This is a genomic window from Weissella diestrammenae (assembly GCF_014397255.1).
GTDB lineage: Bacteria > Bacillota > Bacilli > Lactobacillales > Lactobacillaceae > Weissella > Weissella diestrammenae.
The window spans coordinates 463,692-486,155 of record NZ_CP060724.1 but is presented as its reverse complement, the minus strand read 5'-3'; the positions used below and the strand labels follow the sequence as shown (position 1 = coordinate 486,155).

22 protein-coding genes are annotated in these 22,464 nt (G+C 40.2%); 17 read left to right on the top strand and 5 right to left on the bottom strand.

Annotated features, from left to right (window positions below; translation table 11 throughout):
* Positions 1 to 12 precede the first annotated feature (12 nt).
* The 4 genes from H9L19_RS02455 (at position 13) to H9L19_RS02440 (ending at position 3,359) form a co-directional block, all read left to right on the top strand.
* Positions 13 to 396: a type II toxin-antitoxin system PemK/MazF family toxin gene (locus H9L19_RS02455; protein WP_187529579.1), complete on the top strand. Its 384-nt coding sequence runs from the start codon at positions 13 to 15 to the stop codon at positions 394 to 396.
* A gap of 17 nt (positions 397 to 413) precedes the next feature.
* Entirely contained in the window at positions 414 to 1,430 is a 1,017-nt protein-coding gene (gene trpS, locus H9L19_RS02450) for a tryptophan--tRNA ligase (RefSeq protein WP_187529578.1), read from the top strand.
* 25 nt (positions 1,431 to 1,455) lie between these two features.
* Complete coding sequence (locus tag H9L19_RS02445; RefSeq protein ID WP_187529577.1) at positions 1,456 to 2,391, top strand: Ppx/GppA phosphatase family protein; 936 nt, start codon at positions 1,456 to 1,458, stop codon at positions 2,389 to 2,391.
* Positions 2,392 to 2,594: 203 nt separating this feature from the next.
* The gene (locus H9L19_RS02440; protein WP_187529576.1) at positions 2,595 to 3,359 is read left to right on the top strand and encodes an NADP-dependent (R)-specific alcohol dehydrogenase; all 765 of its coding nucleotides are present in this window, start codon (positions 2,595 to 2,597) and stop codon (positions 3,357 to 3,359) included.
* Positions 3,360 to 4,119: 760 nt separating this feature from the next.
* On the opposite strand, the gene H9L19_RS02435 is transcribed toward H9L19_RS02440, so the two are convergent.
* A complete protein-coding gene (locus H9L19_RS02435) occupies positions 4,120 to 4,839 on the bottom strand; it encodes an ATP-dependent (S)-NAD(P)H-hydrate dehydratase (RefSeq protein WP_338061922.1) in 720 nt (239 codons plus the stop codon).
* Complete coding sequence (locus H9L19_RS08430; RefSeq protein WP_338061921.1) at positions 4,839 to 4,967, bottom strand: hypothetical protein; 129 nt, start codon at positions 4,965 to 4,967, stop codon at positions 4,839 to 4,841. Before H9L19_RS08430 ends, H9L19_RS02435 begins: the two co-directional genes overlap by 1 nt.
* A 299-nt stretch (positions 4,968 to 5,266) precedes the next feature.
* Between H9L19_RS08430 and H9L19_RS02430 the strand changes: the two genes are divergently transcribed.
* The 8 genes from H9L19_RS02430 to H9L19_RS02395 all read left to right on the top strand — a co-directional run bounded on the left by H9L19_RS02430 (position 5,267) and on the right by H9L19_RS02395 (position 14,212).
* On the top strand, positions 5,267 to 5,425 hold the full coding sequence (locus tag H9L19_RS02430; protein ID WP_420855809.1) for a teichoic acid D-Ala incorporation-associated protein DltX: 159 nt from the start codon (positions 5,267 to 5,269) through the stop codon (positions 5,423 to 5,425).
* Positions 5,426 to 5,507: 82 nt separating this feature from the next.
* Positions 5,508 to 7,046: a D-alanine--poly(phosphoribitol) ligase subunit DltA gene (gene dltA / locus H9L19_RS02425; RefSeq protein WP_187529575.1), complete on the top strand. Its 1,539-nt coding sequence runs from the start codon at positions 5,508 to 5,510 to the stop codon at positions 7,044 to 7,046.
* On the top strand, positions 7,046 to 8,308 hold the full coding sequence (gene dltB, locus H9L19_RS02420; protein WP_187529574.1) for a D-alanyl-lipoteichoic acid biosynthesis protein DltB: 1,263 nt from the start codon (positions 7,046 to 7,048) through the stop codon (positions 8,306 to 8,308). Before dltA ends, dltB begins: the two co-directional genes overlap by 1 nt.
* 60 nt (positions 8,309 to 8,368) lie before the next feature.
* Positions 8,369 to 8,608, top strand: a complete 240-nt coding sequence (dltC, locus tag H9L19_RS02415; RefSeq protein ID WP_187529573.1) for a D-alanine--poly(phosphoribitol) ligase subunit DltC — start codon at positions 8,369 to 8,371, stop codon at positions 8,606 to 8,608.
* Entirely contained in the window at positions 8,601 to 9,860 is a 1,260-nt protein-coding gene (gene dltD / locus H9L19_RS02410; RefSeq protein WP_187529572.1) for a D-alanyl-lipoteichoic acid biosynthesis protein DltD, read from the top strand. Before dltC ends, dltD begins: the two co-directional genes overlap by 8 nt.
* Positions 9,861 to 10,079: 219 nt before the next feature.
* Positions 10,080 to 12,446, top strand: a complete 2,367-nt coding sequence (gene secA, locus H9L19_RS02405; RefSeq protein ID WP_187529571.1) for a preprotein translocase subunit SecA — start codon at positions 10,080 to 10,082, stop codon at positions 12,444 to 12,446.
* Positions 12,447 to 12,554: 108 nt separating this feature from the next.
* Positions 12,555 to 13,669, top strand: a protein-coding gene (gene prfB, locus H9L19_RS02400; protein ID WP_187529888.1) for a peptide chain release factor 2 whose coding sequence is annotated in 2 segments (ribosomal slippage) — positions 12,555 to 12,966 and positions 12,966 to 13,669 — 1,116 coding nt in all. Because the reading frame shifts where the segments join, the coding sequence is not laid out codon by codon here.
* A 30-nt stretch (positions 13,670 to 13,699) separates the two neighbouring features.
* On the top strand, positions 13,700 to 14,212 hold the full coding sequence (locus H9L19_RS02395) for a DoxX family membrane protein (protein ID WP_187529570.1): 513 nt from the start codon (positions 13,700 to 13,702) through the stop codon (positions 14,210 to 14,212).
* A 31-nt stretch (positions 14,213 to 14,243) separates the two neighbouring features.
* On the opposite strand, the gene femX is transcribed toward H9L19_RS02395, so the two are convergent.
* The 3 genes from femX to H9L19_RS02380 form a co-directional block, all read right to left on the bottom strand.
* The gene (gene femX / locus H9L19_RS02390) at positions 14,244 to 15,263 is read right to left on the bottom strand and encodes a UDP-N-acetylmuramoylpentapeptide-lysine N(6)-alanyltransferase (protein WP_187529569.1); all 1,020 of its coding nucleotides are present in this window, start codon (positions 15,261 to 15,263) and stop codon (positions 14,244 to 14,246) included.
* A gap of 171 nt (positions 15,264 to 15,434) precedes the next feature.
* Complete coding sequence (locus tag H9L19_RS02385; RefSeq protein WP_187529568.1) at positions 15,435 to 16,388, bottom strand: AEC family transporter; 954 nt, start codon at positions 16,386 to 16,388, stop codon at positions 15,435 to 15,437.
* Between the two features lie 15 nt (positions 16,389 to 16,403).
* Positions 16,404 to 18,026 carry a malolactic enzyme gene (locus tag H9L19_RS02380; protein ID WP_187529567.1) on the bottom strand — a complete coding sequence of 541 codons (1,623 nt, stop codon included), beginning with the start codon at positions 18,024 to 18,026 and terminating at the stop codon, positions 16,404 to 16,406.
* 134 nt (positions 18,027 to 18,160) lie between these two features.
* Here H9L19_RS02380 and H9L19_RS02375 point away from each other — a divergent pair, with 134 nt between their 5' ends.
* The 5 genes from H9L19_RS02375 (at position 18,161) to H9L19_RS02355 (ending at position 22,360) form a co-directional block, all read left to right on the top strand.
* On the top strand, positions 18,161 to 19,048 hold the full coding sequence (locus tag H9L19_RS02375; RefSeq protein WP_187529566.1) for a LysR family transcriptional regulator: 888 nt from the start codon (positions 18,161 to 18,163) through the stop codon (positions 19,046 to 19,048).
* Between the two features lie 67 nt (positions 19,049 to 19,115).
* Positions 19,116 to 19,886 (top strand): TrmH family RNA methyltransferase, encoded by a 771-nt coding sequence (locus H9L19_RS02370; RefSeq protein WP_187529565.1) that lies wholly within the window; start codon positions 19,116 to 19,118, stop codon positions 19,884 to 19,886.
* Positions 19,887 to 19,923: 37 nt separating this feature from the next.
* A complete protein-coding gene (locus tag H9L19_RS02365) occupies positions 19,924 to 20,418 on the top strand; it encodes an HD domain-containing protein (protein ID WP_187529564.1) in 495 nt (164 codons plus the stop codon).
* Between the two features lie 104 nt (positions 20,419 to 20,522).
* The gene (locus tag H9L19_RS02360; RefSeq protein WP_243198202.1) at positions 20,523 to 21,848 is read left to right on the top strand and encodes an MFS transporter; all 1,326 of its coding nucleotides are present in this window, start codon (positions 20,523 to 20,525) and stop codon (positions 21,846 to 21,848) included.
* Positions 21,849 to 22,006: 158 nt separating this feature from the next.
* Positions 22,007 to 22,360: a winged helix-turn-helix transcriptional regulator gene (locus tag H9L19_RS02355; RefSeq protein ID WP_187529562.1), complete on the top strand. Its 354-nt coding sequence runs from the start codon at positions 22,007 to 22,009 to the stop codon at positions 22,358 to 22,360.
* Positions 22,361 to 22,464: the final 104 nt, after the last annotated feature.

The window sequence follows — 22,464 nt, the reverse complement described above, 5'->3', positions numbered from 1 at the left end:
GAGAACAGATGTATGGAAAAAGTACGAAAGGAAATACACCGCGGTGATATTTGGTACGCCAATTTGGAATTTGGAAAAGTTGGTTCGGAACAAGGCGGTGTTCGACCTGTTTTGATTATTCAAAACGATATTGGTAATCTTTATGCGCCAACAACCATCATTGCACCAATTTCCACAAAAGAACTGAAAAAATTACAACCCACTCATGTGAAGTTACCAGGGACGGTCTCAGGGACCGGCGTTAATCGTGATTCGACAATTCTGATGGAGCAAATTCGCGTGGTTGATAAAAATCGAATCCAAGATAAAATCGGTCGGTTACCAGATACGATGCTGAAAGCGACAGATCGGGCTTTATTAATTAGTTTGGGATTAAATGACATTGGGCAAGGTTAGCCTAGAAAGAAAAGACTATGACAGAGAGAAAAGTATTATTGACAGGTGATCGGCCAACAGGGAAGTTACATATTGGTCATTATGTTGGTTCATTAAAAAATCGCGTTGCAATGCAAAATTCTGGTGAATATACGCCTTATATTATGATTGCTGATAAACAGGCATTTACGGATAATGCACGCAATCCAGAGAAAATTCAAAATTCCTTACTTGAGGTGGCACTAGATTATCTAGCGGTGGGTATTGATCCTAAGAAAACCACAATTTTTGTCCAAACTGCTATTCCTGAATTATCAGAATTAACAGAGTACTTTTTGAATCTAGTATCTATTGCGCGTCTACAACGTAACCCAACGGTCAAAACAGAAATTCAGCAAAAAGGATTTGGTGAGTCAATTCCGGCTGGTTTCTTTATTTATCCCGTCTCACAAGCTGCGGATATTGCATTGTTTAAGGGAACAATCGTGCCAGTTGGTGACGATCAAGAACCAATGTTGGAGCAAACAAGAGAGTTAGTTCGCACATTCAACCATGTTTATCACACAGACGTTTTGAAGGAGCCCACTGGCTTTTTCCCACCAAAGGGGCAAGGCCGTATTCCTGGGTTGGATGGCGTGAAGATGTCTAAATCGCTTGGAAATGCCATTTATTTAAGTGATAGTGAAGATGAGCTATGGGCGAAAGTTAAATCAATGTATACTGATCCAAAACATATTCAGGTGACGGATCCCGGCCACATTGAAGGTAATATGGTATTCACGTATTTGGATATCTTTGATTCAAATCAAGCGCAAGTTGCTGAGTTAAAAGCACAATATCAAGCCGGTGGTCTTGGCGATATGAAAATTAAAAAGTACTTGTTTGAAGTCTTAAATCAAGAATTAACGCCAATTCGTGAGCGACGTCAAGCCTTGGCAGAAGATAAGCCTGCTGTTTTACAGATGTTAAAAGATGGTTCACAGCGTGCGCGTGAAACAGCCCAAGTCACAATGACAGAGATTCGAACAGCAATGGGTATTCAATATTGGGATTAAGTGCTTATTTTATTGAGGTGAAATAATGAGTTATTTAGCAATCATTGATTTAGGTTCAAATTCAACACGGATGGTCGTTGAAGAGATTCAAGCGGATGGTCGCGTGGTTGAATTAATACGACAAAAGTCAGATACGCGACTGGCAGAAGGCATGTTACAAAATAACGGGGCCTTGACGCAGGCTGCCATGACACGTGTTTGTCAGGCGATTCGAACTTTTGCTGAAAGTTATGATGCCTATCCAGATGTTAAGATCATTGGGATAGCAACAGCGGCTGTTCGAGAAGCAACGAATCAAAATGAATTTACGGAACGACTATTACGTGAGTTTGGCGTTGAGGTTCAGGTTTTAAGTGGCGATCAAGAAGCTTATTATGATTATTTAGGTGCTGTTTCAGCGTTAGATATCTCAGATGCTTGGCTACTAGATACTGGTGGTGCGAGTGTTGAATTGGTTGGTATTCAAGACCGTATGGCAGCCAATTTCATTAGTTTACCGTTTGGAGCGGTCAATCTAACAGAACGTTTTGAATTGAATAAAGCAGGCTTAATCGATACGCAGGCCTTATCAGCCGCACAAGATTACGTTGCTGCACAATTTGAAAATTTGCCATGGGTTGAATCGGATCAATTGCCAATAATTTTATTAGGTGGAGCAAACCGAACTTTGGCACGTTTAGATCGACGTCGTCAAAAACTGGTGGATGAAGCTGATTTTCATGGGTATACAATGCCAACTGAACGCGTTGTGCAGACATTTAACGAACTTAATGCAATGACTTTGGCGCAACGCGCAGAGTTGTTGGGCGTTGAAGCAAATCGTGCAGACATCATCATCAGTGGTTTGTTGCCGTTAATGCAATTAATAACGTTAACTGATGCCAAAAAGGTTATTTTTTCAGCATCGGGCGTCCGCGAAGGCGTTCTTCAGGAATATCGGTTGGAAGCACAAGAACATTAAACGATGTACATTAATTAGTTGATTAAAAAAGGTATGCAACAAGGCTTTAGTTCTGTTGTATACCTTTTTTATTATGCTGAATCGCAGTAGATTCAAAAGATTGTGGACACTGTTAAAAGTACAAGTCCTATCACTGTAAACGTTTTCATTTTTATGCTAATCTTGAATGGTAAAAAGAAAAGCATCAAGAGGAGGATATCGATATGACGGATCGTTTGATGGGGAAAGTGTTTATTGTAACGGGTGGTAGTAAAGGGATTGGTTTTTCGACCGCAAAACGTTTTCTTGAAGAAGGGGCCAAGGGCATCATCACTGGACGTGGGGTTCCTGCCGGTGAAGAAGCAGCTGAGGCGTTAGCAAAGGTAGCCGGCGCAGACCATATTTCGTTTGTTCAACATGACTCTTCTGATGAACAAGGTTGGATTGATCTCTTTAAAAATGCTGAGGCGCAATATGGGCAGATTTCGATTTTAGTGAATAACGCTGGGATTGCTCTGAATGGCAATATTGAAACCGTCACTTTTGAAGACTGGCGCAAAATTCAAGCTGTTAATCTCGACGGGGTCTTTTTAGGCACACATTATGGTGTATTAAATATGAAAGGGCAAAAAGATGCGTCGATTATTAATATGTCCTCGATTGAAGGCCTAGTCGGTGAACCTAATCTATTGGCTTATAATGCGTCAAAGGGTGGGGTGCGGTTAATGACTAAATCAGCAGCCTTACACTGTGCCTTGAATGATTTGAATGTCCGAATTAATACGGTTCACCCAGGTTATATCAGGACACCGATGGTGGAGAATGCCCCTGGATTAGCCGAATATCAAGCTTCACGCGCACAAACACCAATGGGACATCTCGGTGATCCAGATGATATTGCAAATATGTGTGTCTTTTTAGGGTCAGAAGAAGCTAAGTTTGCGACCGGTGCGGAGTTTATAGTTGACGGTGGCTATACGGCTAAATAAATTAAAAGACAGTCATGTCTGGCAAAACAAATCGCATTATAGCGAGCATAAAAATCATTTTTCAGAGTATGTTTGTTTAGGATGACAAGCAAAAAAACTTTTCGCTTGTAAGCGCTTTCAAAGCGTGCTATAATTTAGATATACCTTAAGAAAGGGTGGTAAGAAGTTTGGAAGAATTTCAAAATTCAACCAAATTGATTACAACAGCGATGACCACACATGTGGGCATGTCGCAGTAATGACGTAAGAGCGATATAGCGTATCTAAAAACAGATAGACATCAAGTCATGATTTGACATATCTTACGACATTAGCAGTCAGTCTTATTACGGCGCATCATAGTCAAAGTGACTAAAATGCCAACATCGTGTGTCATTAACGAGATTGGGTCAATTTAGTTAACTGATGTAAGTCAATGCGGGTGTTAGTAAGCTGTTCCCGACATGGCTCGTCAAAAGCATAAAAACTGTTGTGAAATAGGTTTTACACATAGATTGATGAGTAACATGGTTGTTCAGATAGTTGTTGGCGTGAATTTGGTTCAATCATTTTTAGCGACAGGCGTCTAAAACTGCAGATTAGACCTCTAAAAATGATGGATGACAATTGAATATCAGGGTGACAAGTAGGTCTTCCTTGCTAAGGTGTCGAAATGCCTAGCTCAAGCGCGCATGCGGGTTAATGAACCGGCATGCATTTTTATTTAGTGCGTTAAAAAAGCCAAGCGTCACCGCTTGACCGAAATATAGAGGGTGTTACCTTAATCAACCAGATTATTTTGAATACGTGACATAAAGTTAGGTAAATAATCGGCAATGATGGTCGGTTTGACGACCCAATTATGTTCAGCGAGTTCCTGGGCAATTGCACTATGTGCGTAAACTGCTGCCTCAGTGGCGCGTCTGGGTTCAGCAAATTGAGCGACGAACCCAGCAATCATACCGGACAAAGTGTCTCCCATGCCGCCGATAGCTTGATATGGACCACCAATTTTAAGGGCCACTTGTCGGTTTTGGCTTAATACAACAGTATGGTGTTGCTTGAGGACAAGGACATCGATATTGAGATTCTGTCGTTGTAGGTCGTTAAGATCCATTGAACTTTGATAGGTAATCATCACACTTGATAGTTTGGCCCATTCACCTTGATGTGGTGTCGCAATGATGAAACCTTGATTTGGAAAGGCGATGTGATGGTCGGCCATAATGGTTAAGGCTGAAGCATCAACGATTAGTGTCTGTTGTGCTGTGACCTGATGCATAACCCAGCGAACGAGGCCAACGGAAAAATCATCAGTACCCATGCCTGGGCCTAGCAAGATGATTGAACTTTTGGCCATTTGTGCGAGTAATTGTTGCTCGTTTTGCCAATCAACTACCATTGCTTCAGGTGTTCTGACATGTAATGCTGTTACGTTCAAGGGATGGGTTGCAACCGTTACGAGTCCGGCACCGGCACTGACAGCGGCCTGTGCCGCCATTAAAATTGCCCCCCCAGCTGTTGGTTACCGCCAATTAATAAGACGCGGCCAAAATTAGTTTTATTGGTTTGGGCAGGCCTTTTTTGAATGACCTCGTGTAGGATATCTGTCTTTAATTCAGCAGGCACAATTTTTCCTCCTTAATCGGCGTAATTAATCGAATATTTGTAATACATATTTTAGCATATTCAAGTGTCATTTATATGGCATGCTACTAAAAAGTGAATTTTCATTCAATTTTAATGATAATCTTTTAAATCGATGTAATCGCGATATAAAGCCTGATTGGCTCAAATAAATCAGGATAAAATATGAAAATGCTGGTATTTTTTTGTAATAAAAATGCGCATGAATGAAATATATTTGTAATATCTTGTAACGACTGATATAATGTAAAAAATAATCTGATATACAGGAGAAAAATATTTTGTTGAAATATTTGCAGACGTTGCCAGAAAAAAACACATGGCCATTTATAAAATTTATATTGCAAAGTATCTTTTATTTTGTGATATTACTGGGATTGCTTTACCTGTTTGGCTACTCTGGTCATGGTCAAGGTGGCTTTATTTATAATGAATTCTAATTGATAGGTGGTTTGCTATTCACAAAAAACAAATGAGTAGTCAACCAAAAGATATAAGCGGTGTAATGAAGGGATGAAATAAATGACGATTGAAAATATGATTGCAACTATTGATGGTTATGCTCAAACGCAACCAGATCGAGTTGTATACGATGTATTAGGGGAACAACACACTTATGCCCAGTTGAAACAACATTCAGATGCAATTGCGCAGATGATTGATGAGATGAATTTGGCGCCGAAACAACCGGTTATGGTGTTTGGTGGGCAAGAATATGCGATGATTGCAACATTCATTGGGTTAACTAAGGCGGGACACGCCTATATTCCAGTTGACATTAATTCTGCTAATGAACGCTTAACTAATATTTTGACGATTGGCGAACCGGCAGCTGTAATCGCGGTCGATGATTTACCGATTGCCATCGATGATGTACCGGTTGTGACACCAGATATGTTGGCACAAGCTATGCAAGTGCCAGTTGATTATTCAGTGGATCATGCCGTCCTTGAAGATGATACGTATTATATTATTTTTACATCGGGAACAACTGGTAAACCGAAGGGCGTTCAAATTTCTCATCGTAATTTACTGTCATTTGTGAACTGGATTATCACAGATGACGCATTTGCTTTGCCTGAACAGCCAAAAATGTTGGCGCAACCACCATATTCATTTGACTTATCAGTGATGTATTGGGCACCAACATTGGCTACTGGTGGGACAATGTATGCTATGCCAAAAGCAACTACTGAAAATTTCAAAGATTTATTTGCGGTTTTGCCTCAGCTGCCGATTCAAGTATGGACATCAACCCCATCGTTTGTAGATATGGCCATGCTATCAGACGCATTTAATAGCGAAAATATGCCAATGTTATCGCATTTTTATTTCTGTGGTGAAGAATTGACCGTTAGCACGGCGGCAAAATTACATGAACGATTCCCTAATGCACGAATTGTTAATTCATTTGGGCCGACTGAGGCCACGGTTGCTTTTTCAGCTGTTGCAATTACCCCAGCGATGTTAGCTAAGGCTGAACGGCTTCCTATCGGCTATGTGAAGCCTGATTCACCTACTTATATCATGAATGAATCTGGAGAACGCCTTGCGGCTGACCAACAAGGTGAAATCATTGTTACGGGGCCTGCGGTTTCAAAGGGATATATTAACAATCCTGAAAAAACGGCCCAAGCGTTCTTTGAACTAGATGGCGAGCGAGCTTATCATACTGGTGATGTTGGAACGCTCGATCAAACAGGACTGCTTCACTATGGTGGACGAATGGACTTTCAAATTAAGTTCAATGGTTACCGAATTGAGCTGGAAGAAGTGGCACATATTTTAAACCTATCACAATATCTTGATGCGGCGGTTGCTGTGCCGAGATACAATGACCAGCATAAAGTACAACAATTACTGGCATACGTGGTTGCTAAGCCGGGCGTTCGTGCCCAGTTTGAAAAGGATCTTAAGTTGACGATGGCCATTAAAGCCGAATTAGTCGATGATATGATGGCATATATGATGCCGTCACGATTTATTTACCGCGATGAATTGCCAATTACCCCAAATGGTAAGGTTGATATTAAAAAGTTGATTGCTGAGGTGAATGCCTAATGATTGAGTGGGTACAATCTTTGCCAAATTGGCAACCATACGGAGACCCTCAGTATTTTGCCATTCTATTGTTGGCATTAGTACCGGTCGTGATTGCAATGTTTTATCAACGACGGTTACAGGTTTATGAAAGCTTGGTGTCCGTGACCTTTATTTTGTTCATGTTTGGCGGGTCACATTGGATGCAATTACTGGCGCTAATTGGGTATTTAATCTGGCAAACGCTCATTGTGTTTGCCTATCAATCCTATCGACAACGTGCCAATCAAAGCCTTGTTTTTTATGCTAGTGTACTAATTGCGCTCCTACCACTGATAATTGTTAAAATAACACCGGCCGTTATCGGCGTTAATTCACTATTTGGTTTTTTGGGAATTTCATATCTAACATTTCGTTCAGTTGCAATGATTATGGAAATGCGGGATGGTGAATTACATGATACGAAGTTCTGGCCGTTCATGCGGTTTATGATTTTTATGCCGACGATTTCATCAGGTCCCATTGACCGTTATCGACGCTTTGATGAGGATTATCGTCAACTGCCAGACCGAACTGAGTACTTGAATATGCTAGAGAAGGCAGTTTGGTATCTGATGTTGGGTGCATTTTATAAGTTTATTTTGGCTTATATCTTTGGAGATGTACTCTTACCACAAGCTAAACACATGGCCTTGATGGCTGGTGGCGTCTTTAATTGGCCAACATTATTGGTGATGTATACGTATGGATTTGATTTATTTTTTGACTTTGCAGGTTATTCACTCTTTGCCATTGGTATTTCATATATCATGGGTATTCATACCCCCATTAATTTTAATAAGCCATTCTTATCACGAGATTTGAAAGAATTTTGGAATCGTTGGCACATGTCATTGAGTTTTTGGTTCCGTGATTTTGTATTTATGCGTTTAGTCTATGTGTTAATGAAACATAAAGTTTTTAAGAATCGTAATACAACATCGAGTGTGGCGTATTTAGTTAATATGCTCATTATGGGATTCTGGCATGGGGTTACTTGGTACTATATTGCTTATGGCCTTTTCCATGGCGTTGGCTTGGTCATCAACGATTGGTGGTTTAGAAAGAAAAAAAGAATCAACAAAACACGCAAACAAGCTGGGCAACCATTATTACCAGATAATAAATTCATGCATGCGCTCGGCATCTTCGTGACGTTTAACGTTGTGATGTTTAGTTTCTTGTTATTCTCAGGATTCTTAGATCAACTTTGGTTCCATCCGATGATGCACCATGGTCATTAAAATGTTATAGGTAGCAAAAAATAACTTTAATTCAATTCAGAAGAAAATGGAGAAATAAAAATGGATATTCAAGCAGAAGTAATTGCAATTATTGACGATTTATTTATGGAAGACGTGTCAGATATGATGGATGATGACCTATTTGATGCCGGGGTTTTAGATTCAATGGGAACCGTTGAATTGGTTTTAGAGCTTGAAAGCAAGTTTAATATTAAAATTCCTGTCTCGGACATGGGACGTGATGACTGGAACACAGCAAATAAAATTATTCAAGGTGTAAAGGAATTACAAAATGTTTAAGCGATTATGGCTGATTTTTGGACCGGTTTTGGTGGCTATTGGTTTAGTCATCACCGTGATTTTTTTGGTGCCCACAACGCAATCGCATGATTTAGATGCTGAAAAGCGTGCGGCAACATCATTAACACCAATTGTCTTTAAAAATGCAGCCCTTAAACGACAGGCTCTTTCTGATAAGCAGCATCGTTTTGTACCATTTTTTGGTTCAAGCGAATGGCAACGCTTTGATGAAATGCATCCATCTGTATTGGCAGAGGGTTATCATCGGAATTATCGACCTTTCTTGTTGGGGCTTAAGGGGGCTGAAAGTTTAACCCATTATTTTGGGATGCAACAAATCAAACAACAACTTAAAAATAAACAGGCTGTTTTTGTCATCTCACCGCAATGGTTTATCCGTGAAGGTCAATTTCCAGGTGCATTTGAATATTACTATTCAGGCGACCAAGCGTATCATTTTTTACAAAATGTAACTGGATCAGTTGCAGATCGTTATGCCGCGCAACGTTTTTTGAAGATGATGCCTGAAAGTTCAGTCCGTCAGTATATGGAAAAAGTTGCGCATGGTAAAGCATTGAGTGCCTTTGAATTGCGCCAGATTAATCTTTTAGAGGAATTGTCTGATCGTGAAGATAGCCTCTTTGCAGGCCTTCAGACAGGTAATAATTTCACCAAACGGGTACAACCTCGAGCACAAAAATTACCTCAGTCCTATAATGTGACAACATTAAAGGCCCGTGCGACACGATTGGGTGAGGAACAGACCACAAACAACCCGTTTGAGATTTTGAATAGTTTTTACTCAAAACGTGTCAAACGCGATTTACCAAAGTTGAAAGACTCACAAAAGAACTTTAACTATTTGAAGTCACCAGAATATGGCGATTTACAACTGGTGTTAAATGAGTTTGCAAAAAATAAAACTGATGTTATGTTCGTTATCCCACCGGTGAATACCCATTGGCAAGCATATACTGGGTTGAATGCTGATATGTATGAAAAAACGGTTGAAAAAATTAGGTATCAACTGCAATCACAAGGTTTTGATCAGATTACAGATCTTTCAAAACGGGGTTCTGAACCGTATTTCATGCAAGATACGATTCATCTGGGTTGGAATGGTTGGTTAGCTTTTGATCAGCGTGTCAATCATTTTCTAACGACACATCAAGCAACACCAAATTATCATTTGAATAATCATTTCTTTACGCAACAATGGGCGCAAACAGAAAATATACCGAATCAAGATTAAGGTGTTGCAGATAGAAGAGAGACGACAGTGATGACTGTCGTTTTCTTTTATTTAACGATAAATGGTACCTGATATGAGCTCGGCCTCAGAAAACTTACTTTTTGTTCAGACAAAATTCTTTTTTTCAATTGCTTGGCTGTGTTACAATGGTTCTTAGTAACATAGCCTTATTATCGGCTATTTAGACATTAAAATGAGAATCAAAGGTGAAATATAAAAATGGCAAATCCTTTACGAAAAATAATTGAAAGTGACAAAGGTACTTTACGACGGCTTGGTCACATTGCAGACAGCGTTGAAGCCTATGCGGACCAAATGGCAGCTTTGTCAGATGAAGAATTACAAGCAAAAACGCCTTATTTCCGGGCGTTAATTGAACAAGGAAAAAGTCTTGATGATATTTTGCCGGAAGCATTTGCAGTAGTGCGAGAAGGTGCAAAACGTGTCTTGGGACTCTATCCTTTCCGAGTACAAATAATGGGATCAACTGTGTTACATGGTGGAAATATCGCAGAGATGAAGACTGGGGAAGGGAAAACGTTAACGGCAACAATGGCGGTTTATTTAAACGCCCTACCTAGATTAGGTGTGCATGTTGTTACAGTCAATGAATACTTATCACAACGTGATGGTCTGGAAATGGGTCAGTTATATGAATGGCTCGGTTTGACTGTTGGCATTAACCTTTCTGATAAGTCAGCTGAAGATAAGCGGGCTGCTTATAATGCGGATATCACATATTCAACTAATTCAGAAATTGGCTTTGATTATTTGCGTGATAATATGGTGGCACGTAAGGAAGATCGTGTACAACGACCATTGAATTTTGCTTTGGTTGATGAAACAGATTCGATTTTGATTGACGAAGCTCGAACACCATTGATTATTTCGGGTGCACCAGCACAGGAAAGTACGCAATTATATATTCGAGCCGACCGGTTTGTTAAGTCTTTGACAAAAGACATTGATTTTACCGTGGATTTGGAAGCAAAAGCAGTCTTATTACAAGATGAAGGAATTGCAAAAGCTGAGCAATACTTTAACTTAGAAAACTTATATGGTTCTGGTAACACGGCCTTAACACATCATATTGATCAAGCGCTACGTGCGAACTATACGATGGAAAATAACAAAGACTATGTTGTTCGGGACGGAGAAGTTGTTCTGGTTGATGCTTTCTCAGGTCGAATTCAAGAAGGTCGTCGCTTCTCTGATGGCTTGCATCAAGCCTTGGAGGCTAAGGAACAAGTTCAAATTCAAGAAGACAACCGGGCCATGGCATCGATTACCTATCAAAACTTATTCCGACGTTACCGAAAGTTATCTGGTATGACAGGGACTGCTAAAACAGAGGCTGAGGAATTCCGTGAAATTTACAACATGGAAATCACAACCATTCCAACGAATCGTCCGAATGCACGAATTGATGAACCTGACTTATTGTATCCAACCTTAAAGGCAAAGTTCCGTGCGGTTGTTGAATTAGTACAACAGTTGCATGCGAAGGGACAACCAATTTTGATTGGAACAGTTGCCGTTGAAACGTCAGAATTGTTATCACAACTCTTAAATCGAGTGGGAATTCCACACAACGTTTTGAATGCGAAGAACCACGCTAAAGAAGCTGAAATTGTGGCTAATGCTGGTCAACGTGGCGCAGTTACGATTGCAACTAACATGGCTGGTCGAGGAACTGACATTAAGCTTGGACCTGGTGTGTCTGACTTAGGTGGATTAGCTGTTATTGGGACTGAGCGTCATGAATCGCGTCGTATTGATAATCAGTTACGTGGACGTGCTGGTCGTCAAGGTGATCGTGGTTATTCTCAATTCTTCTTGTCATTGGAAGATGATTTGATGGTTCGTTTTGGTGGTGAAAAAATTAAAGCGATGATGGATCGTTTGAACCTTGCAGACGATGATGCTGTTATTCGTAATCGTTTGATTACCCGGTCAGTTGAATCAGCCCAAAAGCGAGTTGAAGGAAATAATTACGATTCTCGCAAGAACGTTTTGCAATATGATGATGTCATGTCACAACAACGTGAAGTATTTTACCGCAATCGGAATGAAGTGATTGATGCTGGTTCATCATTGGAATATGTTTTGCTACCTATGGCTCGTCGTACAATTAACCGAGTTGTTGATGTACACACGATGGGAAAAGCTGACGAATGGGATTTGCAATCAATTGCTGATTTTGCTCGTGCCGTCTTAGTACCTGAAAATCAAGTACAAGTCTCTGATTTGCAAAATAAGTCAGTTGATGAAATTAAAGCATTCTTATTTGAATTAGCTCAAGCAGTTTATGCGGATAAAGCGGAATCTTTGCATGATAGTGACCAATTATTGCAATTCACACGAGTAGTTATCTTACGTGTCGTTGATGCACAGTGGACAGATCACATGGAAGCAATGAATCAATTGCGTGATGCGATTCAATTACGAGGTTATGGTCAATTGAACCCACTGATTGAGTACCAAAATGAAGGGTTCCGTATGTTTGATGAAATGATTGCTGGCATTGAATACGAGGCAACTCGTCTATTCATGAAGTCAGAAATTCGTCAGAATTTGACAGTTTAATGCTGGTCACAACAGGAAGGTCCGAGTGACTTTCCTTTTGTGTTTAAAGGTGTGTTTGACAGTGAATAAAACCAGTATTGTGAATGAATGGTAGAAAGGCAAATCAGTATGACTTTAGCGGATGCACGGAATCAATTGAATGAGATTAGCGCAGAAGTTACGCATCTTGGTGAAAATCTAGATTTAGATGCGTTAACAGATCAGATTGCGGCAAATGAAGATGAAATGGCACATCCCGATTTCTGGCAGGACAATGTTGCTGCCCAAGCGGTTATTGATACCAACAATGAATTAAAACAGCGCCGTGACAATTATTTAGTGTTAACGGATGGGATTGAATCCGTTGCAACAACTATCGAATTATTGGCTGAGATGCCAGATGATGAATTAGAAGCTGAATTAGATAATGAACTGAATCAATTACAACAAAATCTTGAAAGTTATCGACTTGAACAGTTATTAAATGAACCGTATGACAACAGTAATGCGATTTTGGAAATCCATCCCGGATCAGGGGGACTGAGTCCGCTGATTGGGGTGCTAATTTGCAACGGATGTACACGCGATGGGCAGAAAAGCATCACTTTAAAGTTGATATTATGGATTATCACCCCGGGGATGTTGCCGGGGTTGATTCGGTGACTTTGATGATTTCTGGACACAATGCGTATGGTTACTTACGTTCAGAACGCGGAGTTCATCGATTTGTTCGCATTTCGCCCTTTGATTCAGCAGGACGCCGGCATACGTCGTTTGTGTCAATTGACGTGATGCCTGAATTAGATAATTCTGTCACCATTGATATTAACCCGGCTGATGTTAAAATGGACGTGTATCGTGCGTCTGGTGCTGGTGGGCAACACATTAATAAAACATCATCAGCGGTGCGATTGACACATATACCAACCGGAATTGTTGTCGCATCACAACAGCAGCGCTCACAATTTCAAAACAAAGATACAGCCTATGGTATGTTGCGGGCAAAACTGTATCAATTGGAAATGGATAAAAAAGAAGCCGAACGGGCTGAAATTTCTGGTGAACACCTTGAAAATGGATGGGGTTCACAAATTCGGTCGTATGTTTTTCAACCATATCGCATGGTGAAAGACCATCGGACAAACTATGAAAGTGGTAATCCGCAAGCGGTGATGGATGGCGATTTAGATGGTTTCATGAATGCCTACCTACAGTGGAAACTAGGTCTGTTAAACCCTGATTAACGACCAGAAATAGCAATGAAATGCGAGGACATGATGATGTGGCAATGGTTACGAGAGAGTAAAGTTGCGGCGTACGTACTGACTATTTTACGTATTGGGTTGGGTGGTGTTTGGTTGAGTGATGGGTGGACGAAGCTAACAATGAATGGTGGGTTTCATTTAGATGCAGTCATCAAACTCGTCTTACAAAAGCCAGTCACAATGACCTTTGATCAACGGCCTGCTTTTCCATGGTTCAATGGATTAATTGATCAAACAACGCAGCATGGACAATCGATTACTGCTCTGAATACTTGGTCTCAAATGCTAGTATTCGCTGAAATAGTGGTTGGTTTGTTGCTCATTATTGGGGCTTTGACTTCAATTGCAGCAGGTGTGGCAATTTTATTGAATTTAACTTATTTGGGGTTTGGTTTAATTGGCGTAAATCCGACTGAATTAGTCGTAGCGTTCATTCTTTTAAGCGCTGGTAATCACGCTGGATTATTTGGCGTTGATCGCATATTACAGCCCTGGTTCAAAACGCATGTATTTCATAAATAAAAAGGCAAACCATTTATGGTTTGCCTTTTTTCTATGACTTGACTAGTTCATGATAAACCTGTTCATCTAGTACGACGTCGATTTCGCCAATATATTCACGAGGGTCTGCCTTAACGAATGTATGCTTAAAGATGTATAAACCGTCGTGTTCATCGACTGCTTCGATGCCACCCATATCATACGCTGCGACGTGAGCATCTAATGCCCATTGAATCATCGCGGTTTGCACTGCATACGGTGCGTAATAAATATTGCCATCAAATGATCCGGCATACATGTACCAAATTTTCTGACCATATTTAAAACCGATTCCAGTTGATAGGAGTTGACCCTCACGTTCAGCTAGGTAAACTCTCAATATGTCACCATTTTGGCCAAAAGCATTTAACATACGATCAAAATATGCTTTTGGTCGATGTGAAATACCGTGTCGTTGCGCCATACCGGCGTAAGTTTCGAAAAAAGCATCAATTGCTGCCTGATCAGCTGCCCATTTAACGGTCACCCCATCACGAATTGGTCGTTTTAATTTACTTTTTGTTTTTGATGGATATAAGTCAAATGTTTCTTTCGCATCTGGCTTTTCAGTTAAATCTAAAACCATATTTAACCGTGGTTGAATTGTTGCATGCATGCCCTGATTAGCAACATTTCGATTACGGGTTTGATAGCCGTGGGCTTGTAACTCGGCGTTAAAATCATCTGAGTAAATCACTTCGGGATCTAAACGTAATAAGTAAACATTATCATCTTGAATGGCTTTTTTTGCTTCAACAATGAGTTTATCAAAGAGGTCTAAATCGTGCATATCCATTACTGGCCCCTTTGACGCATATGCAAATTTTTTGCCACTGGGTGTATCCGTTAAGAGCATTGATATTGCTGCAATGATATCGCCATGCGCATTCTCTACATACGCATAACGCGGTGTCCAATTGTTCTTCACTTCTGACCAAGCAAGATCCTGTGTCACTTGACCAAATGGTGAAGCCCTAACAAATTCTTGGTAGCGTGCGACTGCTTTTTTATCATTAATATCTAAAACCGGCATATTGCTCTCTTTTCAATGAATATTTGACTGACCAAACAGTACACGACTATTCGGCTAATATGTTTATATTTTAGCATATCTAGGATTGAATCAAAAAAGCCCATCAGGAAAAATTCATATTGCTTAAGAATTTAGCTGATTGACTTTTGTGACATTGATTAATTATAGCGTTTAGAATAAGGTAACGATTTGCATCAAGATAGGTACGACAATGACAAATAGAACAGTTGAGGTTGTGACCACATTTGTTGCGTAGGCTACGTCACCTTTTGCTTCACCAACTAGAATGGGTAACACTGCTAAACCAGGTGCCGCAGCCTGAATAATCAAGGTGCTCTTCTCCATTGCCGGGATATTGAGTCCACCGGCACTGAATGTAATGACGACCAAAATCATTACGACTGGCGCAAAGACAAACCGACCTAGTAGCGCAACAACTGTGTCTCGGTCAAAGTGAATTGACTTGAGCCCGGCATCTGCTAAAACAATTCCGATATAAATTAACGACAAAGGTGTGACAATGTTACCAACCATGGTGAAAGTTTTGTTGACTAATTCTGGTACTGGCAAGGCCATAAGGAGCCAAATCAAAGCCACAATGAATCCCAATAGTGGCGCTGGTAATAACTTTTTCCAATTGAACGTTTGGTTAGCTTTTTTAGGCCCATCATTTTGAATAAAGAAAATGCCAATTGCCCAAGTTGAAACGGTATTTGCAAGGTAATAAATCAAAAAATATGAAATTGATTTTTCACCAAAGAGGGCGATGTTGAGGGGAAGGCCAATAAAAATGGTATTAGCATTAACAAACATATTAATAAATGTTCCCCGTCGACCAACACGAATGTGTAAGAGTTTTGTCAGTAACCAGGCGACTAGATAACCGATGGCAAATGAGATGATGACAAATATCAATGACCCCGACAGTGCAATAAGCTTTGCACGAGTCAAATTGTTGAGGACACCAACAAAAATATTGAGTGGTAGCGCCACTTTCATAATTAAGAATTCGATATCATGTTTAAAAGAATCATGGAATTTTTGACCATGCCGCAAGAAGTATCCTAAGGCAATAACAAAAATGATTTCGATAACTGATGATACTGAGGTGATAAAGGCAGACATAATTACTCCTTGGATTTAGTATTTTGGTGACCATTGCGCAGCATGAACGGCAGCGGGGATGTCAGGTAAATCGACTTGGTTCAAACCTTCCGCAACTGCTGCTTGAGCAACCGCAATCGCAACGCGTTCAGACATCTCAGCAAGACGTGAAACAGGTGGTAAAACAGGTGCACCAGCTACACTCACATCGACCATGCCACCTAATGCATGGGCAGCTGCCGAAATCATACCGTCAGATAGAATTTTAGCTTTTGCGACAATCGTACCCAATCCCAGACCTGGATAAACTAACATGTTATTGGCCTGACCGATTTCGTAAGTAATCCCGTTAATTGTCAATGGCTCAACTGGAACCCCGGTTGCGACTAATGCGTGACCATTTGACCAATTGATAATATCATTGGGCATTGCTTCATGAAGTTTGGTTGGATTTGACAGTGGGAAAATCTTTGGATAGGTTGCATTGGCGGTCATCGTTTCCACCACTTCTTTGGTAAATGACCCAGGGTTAGTTGAAGTACCAACTAATACAGTTGGTTTAACAGCTTTTACGACCGCTAGCAGATTTGTGAGGGCTTCGGGGTGCTCAAATTCATTGCGTTGACGAGCAAAAGGTTTTTGTTCAGGTGTTAAGGTTGGATCGTCATCAAAGAGTAAACCTTGCTTGTCCACCATATAGAATCGACGGCGGGCGTCTGTTTCAGACATACCTTGTTGCATAAATTCTGCCATGACCCGATTTGCAATTCCAGTTCCAGCTGAACCAGCACCGTATGTGAGATAAATTTGATCTTGAATGTTTTCATGGGTAATAGCCAAAGCGCCAAGGACAGCTGAAGTTACCACGATGCCAGTACCTTGAATATCATCATTGAAAGTTGGCCAATTATCTTTGTATTTATTTAGAATCTTTGTTGCTGTTGCACGCCCAAAATCTTCAAAATGTAAATACATGTCGGGGAATTTTTGTTGAGCGGTAGTGACGAAGGTGTCAATGAACGCGTCGTATTGGTCGCCAACAATCCGTTGATGACGATTACCTAGGTACAAAGGATCGGCTAATAGTGTTTGTCGATTTGTACCGGCATCGATTGAGACTGGCAAGACCGTTGCTGGGTCGATACCAGCTGCAGCAGTGTAAACCATCAATTTTCCGACAGCGATATCAACACCTTGTACACCCCAATCACCAATACCAAGAATACCTTCAGCATCAGTGACAACCATTAAGCGAATATCACGCCCGTCAGCAGCATTTTCAAGCGTTGCCGCAATATCCTCGGGATGATTAATATCTAAGAAGGCAGCATTTTGTGGATTGATAAATAATGCCGAGTAATTTTCGATGCTGTCGGCAATGGTTGGGTCATAGACGACTGGCATAAAGTCGGCAACATGTTGGTCGACAAGATAATAAAATAACGTCCGATTTTCATTAAACAATTGTGATAAGAAAAGGCGCTTATCTAAGTCAGTTGGCTTAGTTTGATACTGATTGTATGCTTGTTCTGCCTGTTCATCAATTGTCTGCACAGTTGCAGGGAGTAGACCAGTTAGGCCTAATTCACGACGTTCTGCTAAGGTAAAGGCAGTCCCCTTATTCAAAAAGGGGTTGTTTAGAAGGGTTTGTCCACGCATATTGTTTCTCCTTGATTAATGCTATTTTTTAAATTCATTTATATTGTACTTTCCATAAAAAAACATAGTCAAACCTATGTGTTATAATAAAAAATATTTATATGAGCCATTATGATACCTGAAATGGGGACGAAATGAATTTAAAAGATTTAGAATATTTTCAAGCGTTAGAGACGTACCATAGCTTAACGGCAGTCGCGGAAAAATTTAAGGTGTCGCAACCAACCATTTCGTATGCTTTGAAACGTCTCGAGACCGAATTTGGTGAGGCATTAATTGAACGTGACCAATCGCATAAGACAACTTTTGTGACGGCAGCTGGTGAAATTGTTTTAAAGTCTGCACAGCGTATTAATCGCGAGTGGCAGTATGCACATGCAGAAGTTAAATTACATCAACAATCAAAAATGCGGATTGGCTTGCCACCAATTATCGGTACTTATTATTTTTCAAAAATTGCCCAAAAGTTAGTGCCGGCCAATTTACTTGGTAATATCGAAACGGTTGAATTTGGTAGTGATGAATTATTACAACAATTACGATTGGGTGCCCTTGATTTTGGAATTGTGGCTGCCACACAACCAGTCGATTTAGCAGGTATTCGGCAGTATGAACTGGCACACTATGACTTCGTGTTAATTGAAGCAAATAATCAACACACACCGGCGGTCACCTTTGAATCCTTGGCAAATCAACCATTTGTAGTGCATTCACGCGGCTATTTGCATGACGAGGTATTTCGGCGACTATCAGCTGAAAATAGTGTTTATCCACCAGTCGCCTATCAAACGCCGAATGTTGAAGTGCTAAAAAATATGGTACGGTCAGGCATTGGTATGGGGTTTATCACCGAACTTGCTTTGCAGAATCATGATCAAGATTTGCGGGTTGTTCATCTTTTGGATGATCAGTTACCCAAGTTTCGGATTTATTTTTTGGTTCGAGAAACATTGCCGTTGACTAACTGGCAGAATCAAATCATTGATATTTTTAAAAGTGAAGTGACAACGTTAAATTCGTAATTGGATTGGGATTAATTAAAAGAACAATATTACGCCAAAGCATGTGATTATGAGGTATACTTAGGGCATGGAAAATATTACATCGATTCAAAATAACCGGGTGAAAGCCTGGACCAAGTTACAGACAAAAAAAGGTCGTCAAGTGAGCCAAACTTACTTAATTGATGGTTGGCATCTTGTACAAGAAGCAATCAATCATGGTGGCAAGTTACATGCAATCATGGCGACCCAAGCACAGTATGATTTGCATCAGGCTGAATTACCATTAGGTGTTCCAGTGTTTTTTATCTATGACGATATTGCTAAAAAATTATCTGATTTGGTAACACCACAAGGTATCTTTGCGGAAGTCTCACTGCCAACTGCTAACCGTGCACCACAGTATATTCACGATGGTGCATGGTTGTTCTTAGATGCAATTCAAGACCCAGGAAATGTTGGTACAATGGTCAGAACGGCTGATGCTGCTGGCTTTACCGGTGTTGTATTTGGCGCAGGTTCGGTTGACCCCTTTGCGCCTAAAGCGATTCGTGCGATGCAAGGTTCTCAATTTCACGTTCAAATTGCTTCAGGTGATTTGAAAGAATGGATTACTGAGTTTAAGCGGAATGAATTTGTGGTTTATGGTACGCAATTGGATCCTGAGGCAGTTGATTTGTTTACGATTCAACCACAAACGCAATTTGCTTTGGTTATGGGCAATGAAGGTCAAGGTATGTCAACTGAACTGGCCCAAATGACATCACAAAATCTCTATATTCCTTTAGCGGGCCATGCAGAATCTTTGAATGTGGGTGTTGCAGCTGGAATTGCAATGTTTGCATTACGACAACGTTAAGCGCTATAAGAATCAAATCATGATGGAGGGTGATGATATGTATGACAATTGGCAAAATGATCAAATATATCGGGACATTGTTGACGATTTGTTAGCCCATCCTGAGGTACAGGAATTGGCCAATTATACGCAGCATCATTATTCCGATCGTTTGACGCATTCAATTGATGTGTCATATCGGAGTTATCAGCTTGGGTTACGTTTGGGGTTAAATGCCACAGCCTTGGCACGCGCTGGTATCGTGCATGATTTATTCTATTATGATTGGCGTGAGACGAAGTTTGAATTAGGATCACATGCTTTTATTCATCCGCGGGTGAGTTTAAGAAATGCTGAAAAGATTACGCCACTGTCAGAAATGGAAAAAGACATTATCTTAAAGCATATGTGGGGCTCTACCTGGGCGATGCCACATTATTGGGAAAGTTTGTTGTTGAATTTAGTTGATGATTGGACAGCTATTACAGATTTTTTCAATCCGGTTAAAGATCACCTTAGGACTTTAAAAACATTGCGAAAGATAAAATATTAATAGTAAAGCGTTCTAATGGATTTAGAACGCTTTTTGAGTGGTTAAAATTTGAAAAACATTAGGATTGGCGTATAGTTGAAGTGGCATAAAAGGGGGAAATGAGAATGACAGTTAGTAATCGAACAAGGCAGATATTCGTTGTTATTTTATTAGCCACGAGCTTTATCTTTTCAATTAGTCAATCAGCAATGACAACGCTATATCCAATGATGAGTCGACAATTTGAGCTCCCAGTCAGTACGATCCAGTGGTTGACGACGGGGCTGATGTTAACAATGACCATCATGATGCCGCTAAGTCCATGGCTTTTACGTCGTGTGGCATTTAAGTGGTTATTATTAAGTCTACAGGCAATTTTTATAATTGGTACTGTATTGGCGTTGATTGCGCCTAATTTCATGTGGGTAATGGTTGGCCGTATTTTAGAAGGGGTGGCAGTTGGGATTTTATTTCCAAGTTTTCAAAGTGTGATATTGATGATGACACCAGAAACAGTTCGAGGAACAGCGATGGGTTGGGTTGGTTTAGTAATGGGCAGTGCCCTAGCTGTGGGACCAATTGTTTCAGGGGTAATTAGTCAATTTTTTGCATGGCGAGCAGTTTTTGGTTTCTTTTTGGGATTATTAGCACTATTGCTGATTTTAACGTGGCGTTATGGGCAATCATTGGTTCCTTTGAGACCCAATGCTTTAGATTGTCGTTCGATTGTTGGTTTAGTGGGCATTGCAGCACTTTTGTACGCACTACAGGCACTCGGTCAAATCGGCATTAATTGGCAATTAGGCATTATTTTATTGATTGGCTGTGTTTTAAGTGGCGATTTTATCTGGCGACAGTATCATTTAAAACGACCCTTATTGGATTTGTCGCTCCTACGGTATCGTCAATTTAGACAAGGCTTATTATTAAATAATAGTGCATATATTGCTTTAATTGTGATGACAGTCTTGATGCCGTTATATTTTCAAAATGTGTTGCAATTAGCACCATTTTGGTCAGGATTGTTAATGGTACCTGCGGCAGTAACCCTAAGCGTTTTAAACCATTATGCTGGTCGACTATTAGATCGACAGGGCGTTAGAATCGTTATGCGGATTGGGGCTTGTTGTATTGTATTTGGTTTTGTCGGCTTGAGTATTACCTTTTATGAGCATCTGATTATTTTGGCAGTTATTTTTTCAATCTTTGCTGAAGCTGGCAATGCCTTCATGATGATGCCAGCAATGACTTTTGCGAGCGATAGTTTAACCGATCAACGCATGCCAGATGGGACGGCGATTATTACTACTGGTCGCCAGATTGCTGGGGTTATCGGTGTTTTGTTAGCAACGACTTTAATTGAAACAAATGGGATCGGTTTGTCCGGGACATTTATCTGTTTTTCAGCTTTGGCAGTGATAATGTTGGGAATGGTTTGGCGATTAGTTTAATGAGTCGAAATGGCAATAAATTTAAAGTTTGAAAAGTGGTATAATTGGTACTTCATTTAATTATTTTAACGAATTGGTCACAATTACAGCGTATATTAAGTATATAATTATAAGTATTAAATAGAAGAATTTATATCGAGAAGTCTGAGGAAGTTATTATGCCAACTAGTCAAAGTACTACTGCAGAACCAATCTGCGAAAAATTTGTTGCAACGTTTGATGTTTTAGGACGTAAATGGAATGGCCTAATCATTGAAGTATTGTTAAAAGATGGGCCAAGTCGGTTTAAAGATTTAGCACAAGCGATTACACGATGCTCAGATCGTGTTTTGGTGGAGCGATTAAAAGAACTGGAAATGGCTGATTTAGTTGCTCGTAAAACGTTTGAGGATTCAGCTTTAATTATGTATGAATTGACAGAACGTGGCGAAGCAATGCGACCAATGATGACGGCCATTCATGAATGGTCAGATAAATATAATGGTGGCAACACCTGTAATGAAGCGATGTAATATCGACCTCATATCATATGAAATATGCGGTGTCAGTAAAAAGCATGCCCTTTTTTAATAAAAGAAAGGCATGCTTTTGTTATACTAAGCAAAAAATATGATAG